This is a genomic window from Actibacterium sp. EMB200-NS6, from assembly GCF_001305615.1.
Lineage (GTDB): Bacteria > Pseudomonadota > Alphaproteobacteria > Rhodobacterales > Rhodobacteraceae > Actibacterium_A > Actibacterium_A naphthalenivorans.
The window spans coordinates 1,970,842-1,983,541 of the sequence record NZ_CP010869.1 but is presented as its reverse complement, the minus strand read 5'-3'; the positions used below and the strand labels follow the sequence as shown (position 1 = coordinate 1,983,541).

Annotated in this window: 12 protein-coding genes; 4 read left to right on the top strand and 8 right to left on the bottom strand. The window is 64.9% G+C overall.

The genetic code is table 11. The annotated features are described in order from the left end of the window. The first annotated feature begins 440 nt into the window (after window positions 1–440). The 4 genes from TQ29_RS09660 to TQ29_RS09645 are packed head-to-tail and all read left to right on the top strand — an operon-like array spanning window position 441 to window position 5,261. Window positions 441–2,090, top strand: coding sequence for a glucan biosynthesis protein (locus TQ29_RS09660; RefSeq protein ID WP_054538983.1), 1,650 nt, complete (start codon window positions 441–443; stop codon window positions 2,088–2,090). After that, window positions 2,087–2,299 carry a hypothetical protein gene (locus TQ29_RS09655; protein ID WP_054538982.1) on the top strand — a complete coding sequence of 71 codons (213 nt, stop codon included), beginning with the start codon at window positions 2,087–2,089 and terminating at the stop codon, window positions 2,297–2,299. Before TQ29_RS09660 ends, TQ29_RS09655 begins: the two co-directional genes overlap by 4 nt. Before the next feature lie 3 nt (window positions 2,300–2,302). After that, window positions 2,303–4,111 carry a glucans biosynthesis glucosyltransferase MdoH gene (mdoH, locus tag TQ29_RS09650; protein ID WP_054538981.1) on the top strand — a complete coding sequence of 603 codons (1,809 nt, stop codon included), beginning with the start codon at window positions 2,303–2,305 and terminating at the stop codon, window positions 4,109–4,111. Window position 4,112: 1 nt separating this feature from the next. Next, on the top strand, window positions 4,113–5,261 hold the full coding sequence (locus TQ29_RS09645) for an OpgC family protein (protein WP_054538980.1): 1,149 nt from the start codon (window positions 4,113–4,115) through the stop codon (window positions 5,259–5,261). A 125-nt stretch (window positions 5,262–5,386) separates the two neighbouring features. Here the strand turns inward: TQ29_RS09645 and doeB are convergent, their stop codons facing one another. Genes doeB through TQ29_RS09605 form a run of 8 tightly spaced genes read right to left on the bottom strand, consistent with a single transcriptional unit; the run spans window position 5,387 to window position 12,634 of the window. Then, the gene (doeB, locus tag TQ29_RS09640) at window positions 5,387–6,388 is read right to left on the bottom strand and encodes a N(2)-acetyl-L-2,4-diaminobutanoate deacetylase DoeB (RefSeq protein ID WP_054538979.1); all 1,002 of its coding nucleotides are present in this window, start codon (window positions 6,386–6,388) and stop codon (window positions 5,387–5,389) included. Then, window positions 6,385–7,572 (bottom strand): ectoine hydrolase DoeA, encoded by a 1,188-nt coding sequence (gene doeA / locus TQ29_RS09635; protein WP_054538978.1) that lies wholly within the window; start codon window positions 7,570–7,572, stop codon window positions 6,385–6,387. Before doeA ends, doeB begins: the two co-directional genes overlap by 4 nt. Window positions 7,573–7,584: 12 nt before the next feature. Beyond that, window positions 7,585–8,577, bottom strand: a complete 993-nt coding sequence (gene eutC, locus TQ29_RS09630; RefSeq protein ID WP_054538977.1) for an ectoine utilization protein EutC — start codon at window positions 8,575–8,577, stop codon at window positions 7,585–7,587. Continuing rightward, window positions 8,577–9,572 (bottom strand): hydroxyectoine utilization dehydratase EutB, encoded by a 996-nt coding sequence (gene eutB / locus TQ29_RS09625; protein ID WP_054538976.1) that lies wholly within the window; start codon window positions 9,570–9,572, stop codon window positions 8,577–8,579. The genes eutC and eutB overlap by 1 nt, the downstream gene beginning before the upstream one ends. Further along, window positions 9,569–10,366 (bottom strand): aspartate/glutamate racemase family protein, encoded by a 798-nt coding sequence (locus tag TQ29_RS09620; protein WP_054538975.1) that lies wholly within the window; start codon window positions 10,364–10,366, stop codon window positions 9,569–9,571. The genes eutB and TQ29_RS09620 overlap by 4 nt, the downstream gene beginning before the upstream one ends. Then, window positions 10,363–10,800 carry a universal stress protein gene (locus tag TQ29_RS09615; protein WP_054538974.1) on the bottom strand — a complete coding sequence of 146 codons (438 nt, stop codon included), beginning with the start codon at window positions 10,798–10,800 and terminating at the stop codon, window positions 10,363–10,365. Before TQ29_RS09615 ends, TQ29_RS09620 begins: the two co-directional genes overlap by 4 nt. A gap of 15 nt (window positions 10,801–10,815) precedes the next feature. Next, window positions 10,816–12,102, bottom strand: coding sequence for a TRAP transporter large permease (locus TQ29_RS09610; RefSeq protein WP_054538973.1), 1,287 nt, complete (start codon window positions 12,100–12,102; stop codon window positions 10,816–10,818). 10 nt (window positions 12,103–12,112) lie between these two features. After that, window positions 12,113–12,634 (bottom strand): TRAP transporter small permease, encoded by a 522-nt coding sequence (locus TQ29_RS09605; RefSeq protein ID WP_235974480.1) that lies wholly within the window; start codon window positions 12,632–12,634, stop codon window positions 12,113–12,115. Window positions 12,635–12,700: the final 66 nt, after the last annotated feature.

Genomic DNA, 12,700 nt, shown 5'->3' with positions numbered 1-12,700 from the left:
GTCGAGGCGGCAAGATGCCAGAAAGCCGGGCGCCGCCTTGCCCGCCGGCACGGGGGCGAGGGCCTGGGCCAACGGGCACGGGCGTCCGGCGCCACTCCCCGTGAAACACGTCGCTTGATTCCGGACAGACCTTTCCGCGCCTCCGCCAGATCCGGCCGCCGCCTGGCGCTCTTTCAAGATCCCGATGATCCGTTCTTCGCTGAAACAGCTTATTTCCTGCTATTCTTCGCAACAACAGCAGCGGTTTGGCGGCGGAGCCGCTCTTGCCGGCAGGTCGGCGACCTGCGAAAAACCGCCAGTTCTCAACCGGTTCAACAGATTCATGTGGCGGTGCGGCGAAACTGGTCATAATTGGTCAGGGTCACGGAACTGTCATGTGAGTGAGTCGCATGCGCAGGATGACGTGTGTACGAAAGCAAGTTCGGTTCAATGTGTGTGCAATGTCTGTAAAGTCGCAGTCTTCTGAAGCGGGCCTGTCCCGCCTCACTCGTCGTACAGTTCTTTCCACTCTTTCGGGATCTGTGGCCGCTGTCGCCTTCGCGCGCCCGGCTCTGACGCAGGAGGCCGCCGCGCCAGAGCCGGGGGCGCCCGAAGCCGTGGCCCAGCCCGCCCCCGCGCCGGCCGAGCCGCAGCCGTTTTCCTTCGACTGGCTGGATGCGCGCATGGCAGAGGCGGCCCGATCCGATTACCGGGCGCCCGCCGATGCGGCAGAGGTGATCGCGGATCTCGACTACGACGATTATCGCAAGATCCAGTTCAATCCGGACCGCGCGCGCTGGCGCGACGACGGCGCGCTGTTCCGCGTGCATGCCTTCCATCCCGGCTGGCTGTACAAGCAGACCGTGGCAATCCACGAAGTGATCGACGGCACCCAGACGCCGATGAGCTTTTCCACCGAGGATTTCCTCTACTACGATGATCTCGCCGACCGTGTGCCCAAAGGTCAGGATTTACCGGGCGTGGCGGGCTTTCGTCTGAACACGCCGCTCAACCGCGCCGACAAGTTCGACGAACTGGTCGCTTTCGTGGGGGCGTCTTATTTCCGCGCTCTGGCCCGAGGCAGCAGCTACGGGCTGTCCGCGCGCGGGCTCGCGATCAACACCGGGCTCGGCGGCGAGGAGGAGTTCCCGCGCTTTTCCGAATTCTGGCTGGAGCGTCCCGCCGACGGGCAGGAAACCGCCGTGCTCTACGCCGCGCTCGACAGCCCGTCGTGCACAGGCGCCTACCGTTTCGTGATCCGTCCGGGCGCGGAAACCGTGATTGATGTGACCGCCAGGCTGCATTTCCGCCGCGATGTGGAACAGCTGGGCGTGGCGGCGCTGACCTCGATGTTCCTGTTCGACGAAAAGAATGGCGATGCCTTCGATGACTACCGCCCCCAGGTTCATGACAGCAACGCGCTGATGGTGGTGCGTCAGGACGGCGATGTGCTCTGGCGCCCGCTCAACAACCCGCCGCGGCTGGCCAGCTCCTACCTCACCGAGCCGAACCTCAAATCCTTCGGCCTGATCCAGCGCGACCGTTCGTTCGACGATTATCAGGACGCGGGCGCCCATTATCAGGATCGCCCGTCGGTGCTGATCGAACCGCGAGGCGATTGGGGGCCGGGCGCGATCCGTCTGGTCGAGATCCCCTCCGACCTGGAGGGCAATGACAATATCGTCAGCTTCTGGGTGCCGTCCGACAAACCGAAGGCGGGCGAGACGCGCGAATACGCCTACCGCCTGCGCTGGGGCGTGCTCGGCACCGACCGCGAGGGAGACCGCGCGTGGATCGTCAACACGCTGGTGGGGCGGGGCGGGACCTCGGGCGTGTCCGACACCAAGGCATCGGTGCGCAAGTTCGTGATCGATTTCGCGGGCGGGCTGATGGCGGGGCTGCCGGAAGATGCGGTGTTGGAACCGGTGGTGACCATTGCACGCGGGAAAATTCAACATATCGCTCTTTCAAAGATCGAAGACACCAACAAGTGGCGGCTTGTCATCGATGTAAATGGTGGAAATGAGCGACTGGTGGAACTTGTTGCCCATGTCGCGGGTTTTGGGAGAAAGCTCACCGAGACATGGATTTACCAATGGGTACGCGAATGACGACGCAGATCAGTTCTTCCGTTTCCGATGGAAACACCTTCGCCTTTGCCACGCGCAAGGCGGCTATCCTGCGCGAAGCCGCGCTTCCCCACGCGCCCCTGGTGATGCCGAGGCAGGTGATCGAGGCGCCCTTTGCCGGTGGCAGGACCCTGCATCGCCTGCTTATGGCGTGCGCCGCCGGGTTCGGTCGAACGGCGCGCGGCCGATAACGGATGATCCGGACAACGTCCTCCGGCGGTGCGCTGTCGGCGCGTGCGTTTGCGTTGCTCGTGAGTGTCGGCCTCGGGGCCGGCGCTGCGGCGCTGTTTTTGCAATTCGGCGCCGCCGACGGTTATCAGGTGGTCGACGGGGTGCGCGCGGCGCTGGTGTTCATCACGACCTTCTGGCTGGCCTGGGGGGCGATGCAATCGGTCGAGGGGCTGATTTCCGCGCGCAGGGCGCCCCCGCCGCTGGTCACGCCCATCACCACCCGCACCGCCATCCTGATGCCTGTCTACAACGAAGATCCGGCGGTGGTTTTCGCCCGTGTGGCGGCGATGGATGATGCGCTAACCCGATTGGGGCTGGCGGCGCATTTCGACTTCGCGATCCTGTCGGATACGCAGGACGAACGTGTGGGCGCCGAGGAAGAGCGCTGGTTCGTGCATCTGTGGGACGACCGCGCACAGGATGCGCGGCTGAAGGCGGGCAAGAAAGCCCGGTTCTTCTATCGCAGGCGGCCCCGCAACACGGGCCGCAAGGCGGGCAATATTCAGGATTTCTTTGAAACCTCGGGGGCGCATTACGATTTTGCCCTGATCCTCGATGCCGACAGCCTGATGGAGGGCGAAACCATCGCGGAGATGGTGCGACGGATGCAGGCGGCGCCACGACTTGGCCTGCTGCAGACGCTGCCGCGCATCACCGGCGCGCGCTCGCGCTTTGGGCGGGCGATGCAGTTCGCCGCCGGGTTCTATTCGCCGGTGTTCGCGCAGGGGCAGGCCGCCATGCAGGGCGTCACGGGGCCGTTCTGGGGGCACAATGCGCTGGTGCGCGTGCGCGCATTTGCCGAAAGCTGTGCCCTGCCCGAACTCAGCGGCCCGCCGCCCTTCGGGGGGCACATCCTCAGCCACGATTATGTAGAGGCGGCGCTGCTGGCGCGTGCGGGATGGTCGGTGCGCCTGGACCCCGACCTGACAGGCTCGTTCGAAGAGGGGCCGCAGAACATGATCGATTTCGCCAAGCGCGACAGGCGGTGGTGTCAGGGGAACCTGCAGCATGTGCGTCTTCTGTCGGCCCCCGGCCTCAGGGCGTGGTCGCGGTTTGTGTTTTTCCAGGGCATCCTGAGCTATATCGCGCCGCTGTTCTGGGTGATGTTCCTGGCCTCGAACCTCTACGCGACGGCGACCGCGCCCGAGCCGGATTTCTTTCCCGAACCGTTCCAGCTCTTTCCCGTCTTTCCCTCGGACCAGACGTCGAAAGCGGTCGGTGTCGCGGTGGGTGTGTTCGGTTTGCTGGTGCTGCCCAAGGTGCTGATCCTGCTGGACGCGATCATTCGCGGGCGGGTGGAGGGATTCGGCGGGCGGTTCATGGCCCTGCGCGGCATGTTGAGCGAATTGCTGATGTCTTCGATCAACGCGCCGATCATGCTGATGTGGCAAACGCGGGCGGTGCTTCAGGTGCTGATGGGGCGCGACGGAGGCTGGCCGGCGCAGACCCGCGGCGACGGGCAGCTGACGCTGCCCGATGCCTTTGCCGCGGGCTGGTGGATCCAGCTCTGGGGCGGCGCCGTCATTTTCCTCACGCGGAGCCTCGCCCCCGATCTCATGCTCTGGGTGCTGCCGATCGGGGTGCCGCTGGTGCTGGCACCGCTGGTCATCTGGGCCAGCTCGCAGCCGTCCGCGCCGCCGCTGTTCCTTACGCCCGAAGAAACCTGCATCCCGCAGGTGATCGCCGACCATCGCCGGATCGTGACCCTGTGGACCGGCTCCGCGCCTGCCGCGCCCGCTTCTGCCGCCGATGCCGTTGAAGTAACTGCCTGAGATGCCCCCGACCAAAGCTCCGCTGGGCGCGCCCGCGTCGACACGTGACCCCCGGCTCGACTTCTTCCGTGGTCTCGCGCTGGTGATGATTTTTATCAACCACGTGCCGGGCAACCCGCTGGAAACCCTGACCAGCCGAAATTTCGGCTTTTCGGATGCGGCCGAGGGCTTTGTGTTCATGTCGGGGATGGCGGCGGGGCTGGCCTATCCCGCGGCCTTTGTCTGCCTGCCGCTGTGGCGCGCCGTCGCGAAATGCTGGGGCCGGGCATGGACGCTTTATTCCGTGCATCTGGTGATCTCGGTGATCTCGCTGGCGATCATGCTGGGCGCGGCCTACTGGTTCGGCGCGGATCAGATGCGGACGCTCAACAACGTCGCCCCGTGGATCAGGGCGCCGGAGAAAGCGACCATCGGCATCGCGACGTTGGGGCATCAGTTCGGCTATATCAACATCCTGCCGATGTACGCGGCGCTGCTGGTGATGACGCCCGTGATGATCCTGATCGGCCAGCGCAATATCTGGGTGATGCTCGGGGGATCGTTCCTGCTGTGGGTCATCACCGGCGAGGCGCGGCTGAACATGCCGGCCTTCCCCAATGAGGGAGGATGGTTTTTCAACCCGTTCGCCTGGCAGTTTCTGTTTGTCATCGGCCTTGCCACGGGGATGCGGCTGAAAACGGGCGAGCGGCTGTGCCCGAATGTAACGTGGGCACGCTGGCTGTCGCTGGCGGTGCTGGTGTTCGTTCTGGCGTGGGTGAAGATCGGCGTGATCCGTGACCCATGCAATGCCGCCCTCGGTTTCTTGCAGGACCACGGCTGGCCCTTCTATATCGTCAGCTTCGACAAGACCTTCCTTGCCGCTCCGCGCCTGCTGCATCTGCTGGCGCTGGTCTATTTCCTTTCGACCCAGAGGTGGGTGATGCACCTCTCCGCCAGCCGCTGGGTCTGGCCGGTACTGTTGATGGGGCGGTTCGGCCTGGCCTGTTTCGCGCTCGGCACGGTGCTGTCGATCCTTGGCCAGTCGATCCAGGCGGCGTTGATTGACGGTACCTGGGTGTTCGACATGGGCTATGTTTTCCTGGGGCTGGCGGTGCAGATGGCTTTCGCGCGGGTAAAGTGGCAACTGGCGAAGCCACCGGCCGAACGATAGCCGCGTGGCGCGGCTGCCGGGGCGGCGGGTCCCGGGCATGCACGCCCACCGGCTGGGAGCGGAAAGGCACCTGAACCCGCGCGGAACCGTGTCAGGGCCGATTGTGGCATCGATAACGTCTCGGCCTATGCCGCGCTCGCGGTTGTCGTGCCGATCACGGCCAGACAGTCGCCGGTCTGGATCAGCCCCGGAAAGTGGCGCGCCGCAAGAATGCCGGCCCGCTGGGCAAAATATTCCAAAGGCACGACGCCGGTTCTGTCAACGGGCCAGATCTTGGCGATCGGCTGCCCCTGCGAAACCTGATCGCCCAGATCCACAAGGGGTTCGACAAGCCCCTCGGAGGTTGCGAAATGGTAGCAATCATTCCCCGGCATATCGAGCATCAGGGACGGCTCGCGCTCGATCTCGCCGCGCAGGATGCCCGCGTGGATCAGCACGTTGCGCGCGCCCTTGCGGGCAATGCGCGCGGACCGCGCCGTCGCGGTGCCGCCGCCGCCAAGCTCGGTGGTGACGAAGACCTTGCCCTGCATCTCGACGGCGGTGTCATACATGCCGACATTGTCGATCTCGCGCAGCATCAGCGTATAGGGGGCGTTGAAGGCCTCGACCGCCGCGATGCAGGCTTCCTGCTGGGTTTGCGTGTCCAGATAATGCGCGCAGGCAAAGGGCAGGAAATCCAGCGTCTTGCCGCCGGAATGATAGTCGAGAACGATGTCGGCCATGGGTACGAGAATATTGTGAAAGTAATCCGCGATCTTTTCTGTCGCGCTCCCGTCCGCACGTCCGGGGAAGATCCGGTTCAGGTTCATTCCGTCGATGGGAGATACCCGTGTGGCGGCCCGGAAGGCCGGAAAGTTCATGTAGGGCACAATGATCACCCGGCCGGTGATTTCTTCGGGCTGCAGCTCATGCGCCAGCCGTTGCAGTGCGATCGGCCCCTCGTATTCGTCGCCGTGATTGGCGCCGGTCAGCAGGGCGGTGGGCCCGTCGCCGTTGCGCACCACCGTCACCGGGATCATCACCGCGCCCCAGGCGCTGTCGTTGCGCGAATGCGGCAGGCGCAGAAAACCGTGATGTTTGCCGTCCTTCTCAAGGGGAACGGTCGGGGTAATGGGGTTCGCGTTCATCCGTCTTTCACCATCAGCTTGCGGGGCACATCGGCAAGGCATTCGGGCGCGCCGTCGCCGATCACGATGCTTTCCGTGATTTCAAGGCCCCAGTCGTCCATCCACAGGCCGGTCATGAAATGAAAGCACATGCCGGGCTGCAATTCCGTCGTGTCGCCCGCACGCAAGGACATCGTCCGTTCGCCCCAGTCGGGCGGATAGGACATGCCGATGGGATAGCCGGTGCGATTGGTTTTCTCGATCCCGTAGCGGGCCAGAACCCCGAAGAACGCATTGGCGATATCCTCGCAGCGGTTGCCGGCGCGGGCCAGTTCAAGCCCCGCTTCCATACCCTCGAGCGTGGCCTTTTCGGCCTCGACGAAGGTGGGCGTCGGCTTGCCCAGAAACAGCGTGCGCGACAGCGGGCAGTGATAGCGATGCACCACGCCCGCGATTTCAAAGAATGTGGCTTCTCCGGCCTTGAGAGGGCGATCGTCCCACGTCAGATGCGGCGCCGAGGCATCGGCCCCCGAGGCCAGAAGCGGCACGAGGGCAGGATAATCTCCGCCAAACCCCAGCTTCGGGTCATAGCGCAGCCCGGCGTCATAGATTTCCGCGACCAGATCGCATTTGCGCATTCCCACTTCGGCCAGATCGAAGATGCGCGCATGCATCCGTTCGACGATCCGCGCGGCAGAGCGCATATAGCCAAGTTCGGCCTTGGATTTCACCGCGCGCTGCCAGTTGACCAGGGCGGTGGCATCTACCAGAACGCCCCGTGTCTGCCGGTCCAGCGCGGCATGGGCGGCGGCGCTGTACCAGTAGTTGTCCATCTCGACCCCGATGCGCCCGGCGTCCCAGCCCCGTTCGGTCAGCTTGGCGGCCAGGTAATCCATCGGGTGGCGCTCGGTCGATTGCACGTAGTGGTCGGGATAGCCGATGATATCGCCGTCGGCCATATAGCAGGTCCGCACCGCGCCGTTCGCATCCTGCCCGCGTCCGAACCAGACGGGTGCGCCGGTGGGTCCGATGATGACGCATTGATGCACGTAAAAGGACCAGCCGTCATAGCCGGTCAGCCAGGCCATGTTGGACGGGTCCGACACGATCAGGGCGTCAAGCCCGCGCGCCTCCATCGCCCTGCGCGTGGCCGCCAGGCGGGCCGCGTATTCGTCCGGTGTGAACAGAGGAGAAAGGTTGGGCATGACGGCCTCCGGTCAGGTGTTGAAAAGGGTACCAAGCCCCTGCGCGCGGGCACGGCGCAGGGCATGGATGGCGATCACGGTATCCTGCACGCCCGTCCCGGTCAGATCGGCGATGGTGATCTGTTCGGGGGTGGCGCGTCCCGGCGCGGTGCCTGCGACGATATCGCCCAGTTCGGGGAAACGGGCGTCTGCGGGCAGGGCGCCGCTTTGCACGGCGCTGCGCAATTCGCCCAGGGCCCGCGTCTGCGACAGGCGGTCGGGCACATAAAGATCGGCGCGGGCAAGGCTGGCCGGGTCGAGTTCGTTCTTGCCGTGCTGGTCTGACCCCATGGCGGTGACGTGCTGGCCCGGGCGCAGCCAGTCGGCCAAAAGGATGGGTCGCGTGGCCGGGGTGGTCGTCACGATCACATCCGCCTGTGCAACGCAGGTGGCGGGATCGGCGCAGGCGGTCGCCTTGATCCCCAGTTCTGCACCCATTTCGCGGGCGGCGGCATCGGCCCTGGCCGGATCGCGTGCCCAGAAGGTGGCACGGCGGATCGGACGCACGAGGCTCAGCGCGCGAAGCTGCATCCGGGCCTGCATGCCCGCCCCAAGGATACAGGCATGGGACGCATCCGCGCGCGCAAGGTGGCGCGCGGCCACGGCCCCGGCGGCGGCGGTGCGGATATCGGTCAGATAGCCATTGTCCAGCAACAGCGCCTGCACCTGTCCGGTGCGGGCGCAAAACAGCATCATAAGCCCCGAAGTGGACGCAAGGCCAAGCGCGGGATTGTCGAAGAACCCCGGCGACACCTTGATGGCAAAGCTGGGCAGCCCCGGCACATAGGCGGTCTTGACGTCGACCTCGCCATTGGCCTCGCGGATCGCCATCGACAGGATCGGCGGCATCACCACCGTTCCGGTGCCGAGCGCGCGAAACCCGTCCTCGACACACTCGACGGCCTGATCGTCCAGCGCGACGCAGCGGCGCAGATCGGCCTCGGACAGCAGGGTGATCTCGACCATCAGGCGCGCTGCTCCTGCATCAGATCCACGTCTTCGCCCGAGATCAGCCGATGGTGAAGCGCCATGTCGATGTTCCCACCGCTCAGCAGCACACCGACCGGTCCTTGCGCCGTGATCCGTCCGGACAACAGCGCCGCGACCCCGACGGCGCCCGCGCCCTCGACGATCTGGCGTTCCGCAAAGTAGCAGTGGCGTATGCCGGCGGCGATTTCAGGCTCGCTCAGCGTGACGACATCGTCCACAAGATCGCGCGCCATGGCAAAGCTGTACTGGTTCGCCAGGCCGATCCCGCCGCCCAGAGAATCCGCAAGCGTCGGCAGTTCATCCACCTGAACCGGACGGCCCGCGGCAAGGCTGGCCTGCATCGCGGCGCCGCGCTTCATCGAGATGCCGATGACCCGGATATCGGGGCGCTGCGCCTTGAGCGCCAGCGCCACGCCCGCGATCAGCCCGCCGCCCGAAAGCTGCACCAGCATCGTCGCCAGATCCGGCACGGCCTCAAGGACCTCAAGACCCAGCGTACCTTGCCCGGCGATGACGCGCGGGTCATCGAACGGGGGGATCATCACCATGCCGTCTTCCTGGATCATACGGTCCACCTCGGCCTGAGCCTCGTCTTGCGAGCGGCCGATGATGCGCGTCTCGGCACCCTCGGCGCGAATCGCCTGCAGCTTGTTGTCGGGCACCAGCGCAGACATGCAGATCACGCAGCGCACCCCGGATTTGCGCGCCGCATAGGCCAGCGCGCGACCGTGGTTGCCGGTAGACACGGCCACGACACCGCGCGCGCGTTCCGCAGGCGTCAGTTGCGCCACTGCGTTCGCCGCGCCGCGCAGCTTGAAGCTGCCGGTATGCTGGTGGTGTTCCTGCTTGAGCCAGACCGGCTGGCCCATATGGGTGCTGAGCGATGGAGAAGGGTCGCATGGGGTGGCCCGGACAATGCCCGCAACGCGCTGGTGTGCGCTTAGGATATCGGCAAGGACCGGTGCGTTCATGCGTGGCGCACCTTTTCCCCGAAGGCGTGGATCCGTCCGAAACCCGCCGGGATGGGCAATCCCGCAAGGCACAGCATGGCCCAGAAGCTGGCTTGGTTCGAGGTAATGACCGGCTTGCCCAGCTCTGCCTCGAGCGCGGCGATCAGCGGCACGGCGGGAAGGGCCGTGCAGGACAGAAACAGCGCCTCGGCCTCGGGGGTGTCGGCGTCGCGGGCCGCGGCCAGAATGGTCCGGGCGGACAGGCGCGCCATGTCACGGTCATCGGGCAGGCCAAGACAGGTGCAGCGCGCGACAGCGATCCCGGCCGCATCGAAATAGTCCAGCATCGGCGCGGTCGTTTCCGGCAGGTATGGCGTGAGAACCGAGATACGAGAGGCGCCAAGCGCCCGAAACGCCTGTGCGGCGGCAAGGATCGGCGTGACCACCGGAACGCCGGGCCGGGCCTGCCCGATATGTCGCGCGACCTCGGCGTCTCCGATCGCCACCGAGGCCGAGGTGCAGCCGTAACAGATCGCCGCAAGCGGTATGTCAGGCAACAAAAGCGCGGCGGCATCCGCAAGCTTGGGCGCCATCGCGCGCAGGTTCTCGGGCGTCGTGGGGTTGGCGAAGGGCACGCGCGTGACGTGCAGGGCCACGTCGTCTTGGGGCAACAGCCTGCGCGCGTCCCGCTCGATCGTCAGATCCGTCGCCAGCGCGATCAGACCCAGCCGCACGGGCCGACCGGGGGCGTCGAACTCCAGATCGCCGGCGAACTCCGAAACGATCCGGGGCGCTTGCGGGGCGGGGCGCGTCATACGACCAGAACCGGGCAATCCGAAAGCCCGGTCACCTTGTGCGAAACGCTGCCCAGCAGATACCCCTCGACCGACCCAAGCCCGCGCCGGCCAAGAACGATGAGGTCAACCTGATGGTCTTTCGCGAAGGCGACGAGCGAACGTGACGGATGCCCCGGTTTGACGAAGGCGCGGATATTGCTCAGCCCGGCGTTCTGCGCGACCGATTTTGCATGTTCCGCCACGCTTGTCGCATGTGCGCGCATCACGTCATCCATGTTCTCGGGCTCGGTGGGGCGGACCATGGAGAACGACGCTTCAAGAAGGCTGTGATGGCGGAAGACTGTCATGAGGTTCAATTCCGCGCCCCAGATCTTGGCAAGCTCGATCGCTTTCATCAGCGCCGCCTCCGCCCCTTTGGATCCGTCGAAACCGACAAGTATGCGTTTGAACACCGTGCGGCCCTCCGGTCAGTCGGCAAAGGCGAGATCGCGCAGGAACAGGGCGATCTGCGGAAAGAAAATCAACATCATGGATACGCCGAGCAGGATCACGATGAAGGGCGGCGTGCCCTTGATGACCTCGGCATAGGGGCGTTTGAAGACCGCGATGGCGGTAAAGATATCGCAGCCGAAGGGTGGCGTGGCCGACCCGATGGCGACCTGCAGCGTGATGATCGTGCCGACCAGCACCGGGTCCAGCCCGACGCTGTCGACCACCGGTGTGAAGATCGGCACGAGGATCAGGATGACGACGATCGGGTCGACGAACATGCAGCCCACGAAGAAGGCGATCGAGATGACGAACAGCACACCGATCGGCCCTATGTCAGAGATGCCGACGGCCGTCAGCATCTGCTGCGGGATCTGGGCGAAAGAGATGACCCAGGAAAACGCCGCCCCCGCCGCGACAAGAATGAACACGACGGCGGTGATCAGCCCGGTGGATTTGGCCGTATCATAGACGCCTTTCAGATCAAGCGAGCGGAAGATCGCGAATTCGAGGATCAGCGCGTAAAGCACGCAGACCGCCGCCGCCTCGGTCGGGCTGAAGATGCCGCCATAGATCCCGCCCACGATGATCGCCGGAAAGCCCAGCGGCCACAGCGCGCGCTGCACCGCGCGCAGCCGCTCGCCCCATGTGGCCTTGGGCTCGGTCGGCACGTTGTTTCGGATCGCATAGATCACGCTGTAGATCGAGAACAGCAGCAGGATCAGCAGGCCGGGCCCGACACCGGCGATGAACAGCTCGGCGATCGAGGTGTTCGAGACCACGCCATAGATGATCATCCCGATCGAGGGCGGGATCAGAAAGGCGATGTCCGAGGCGTTGATGATCAGCGCCAGCACGAAACTGTCCTTGTATCCGGCCTGAAGCATACGCGGACGCAGAGGCGACCCGATCGCGACGACCGTCGCCTGGGTCGAGCCCGAGACCGCGCCGAACATCGTGCAGGCCGCCGCCGTGGAAACGGCAAGCCCGCCTTTCACGTGGCCGACGAATTTCATCACCATGTCGATCAGCCGGTCAGCGGATTGGCCGCGCGTCATGATATCGGCGGCAAAGATGAACATCGGCACCGCGATCAGCGACGCGGGCCGGATCCCGGCCATCATCTGCTGCACCATGGTTTCCATCTGGCCAAAGCCGCCGAACACCATGAAAAAGCCGACGAAGGCGCCCATGATCAGCGGGATCATGATCGGAAACCCTAGCAACAGCAGGATGATCATGATCGCGAATATTGTGATGGCCATGCGCTAACCCTCAGATTTCGGTTTCGGTGTCGTCATAACCTTCGAGCACGCTGGTCGAGAGATAGATATCCTTGTCCAGCAGGTTCTTCACAGCCGTCAGCGCATATTGCGCCCCGGTCATGAAAAACCCCACAGGCACCCAAAGGTAGATGACCCAAACCGGGATCTGCAGCGATGGCAGCACGCGCCCCCGCGAGGCCAGCGTCACGATGTAGCTGACCGAGTAATAGCAAAGCGCGAACATGAGGATCGCGGTGATGATCGAGATCGCCACCATCAGGATCTTGCGCGCAGGCGCGGGCAGCGCGTCGTAGATCGCCGACATGCGGATGTGGCGCCCGTGCCGCGCGGCATAGCTGATGCCGGCAAAGGTGATCAGGACAATCAGGATGCGGTTCAGTTCTTCCGAGAAAAAGAGGCTCGACTGAAACACGAACCGCCCGATGACGTTCGAGATCGTGTTGAGCGCCATCAGCAACACGCCAGCGGCAAGCATCACCGCCTCGGTCCGGGCAATGGCAATGTCGATCATACCCAGAACACCGGGCAGCGCAGAGCCTTCGCCGCCCGTCACATCAGGATCCGTGGCGGCGGGCCG

Excerpts from the sequence above, each read along its gene's own strand:
- TQ29_RS09660 (WP_054538983.1), top strand. The coding sequence starts at position 441 with ATGTCTGTAAAGTCGCAGTCTTCTGAAGCGGGCCTGTCCCGCCTCACT.
- TQ29_RS09655 (WP_054538982.1), top strand. The coding sequence starts at position 2,087 with ATGACGACGCAGATCAGTTCTTCCGTTTCCGATGGAAACACCTTCGCC.
- mdoH (WP_054538981.1), top strand. The coding sequence starts at position 2,303 with ATGATCCGGACAACGTCCTCCGGCGGTGCGCTGTCGGCGCGTGCGTTT.
- TQ29_RS09645 (WP_054538980.1), top strand. The coding sequence starts at position 4,113 with ATGCCCCCGACCAAAGCTCCGCTGGGCGCGCCCGCGTCGACACGTGAC.
- doeB (WP_054538979.1), bottom strand. The coding sequence starts at position 6,388 with ATGAACGCGAACCCCATTACCCCGACCGTTCCCCTTGAGAAGGACGGC.
- doeA (WP_054538978.1), bottom strand. The coding sequence starts at position 7,572 with ATGCCCAACCTTTCTCCTCTGTTCACACCGGACGAATACGCGGCCCGC.
- eutC (WP_054538977.1), bottom strand. The coding sequence starts at position 8,577 with ATGGTCGAGATCACCCTGCTGTCCGAGGCCGATCTGCGCCGCTGCGTC.
- eutB (WP_054538976.1), bottom strand. The coding sequence starts at position 9,572 with ATGAACGCACCGGTCCTTGCCGATATCCTAAGCGCACACCAGCGCGTT.
- TQ29_RS09620 (WP_054538975.1), bottom strand. The coding sequence starts at position 10,366 with ATGACGCGCCCCGCCCCGCAAGCGCCCCGGATCGTTTCGGAGTTCGCC.
- TQ29_RS09610 (WP_054538973.1), bottom strand. The coding sequence starts at position 12,102 with ATGGCCATCACAATATTCGCGATCATGATCATCCTGCTGTTGCTAGGG.
- TQ29_RS09605 (WP_235974480.1), bottom strand. The coding sequence starts at position 12,634 with ATGATCGACATTGCCATTGCCCGGACCGAGGCGGTGATGCTTGCCGCT.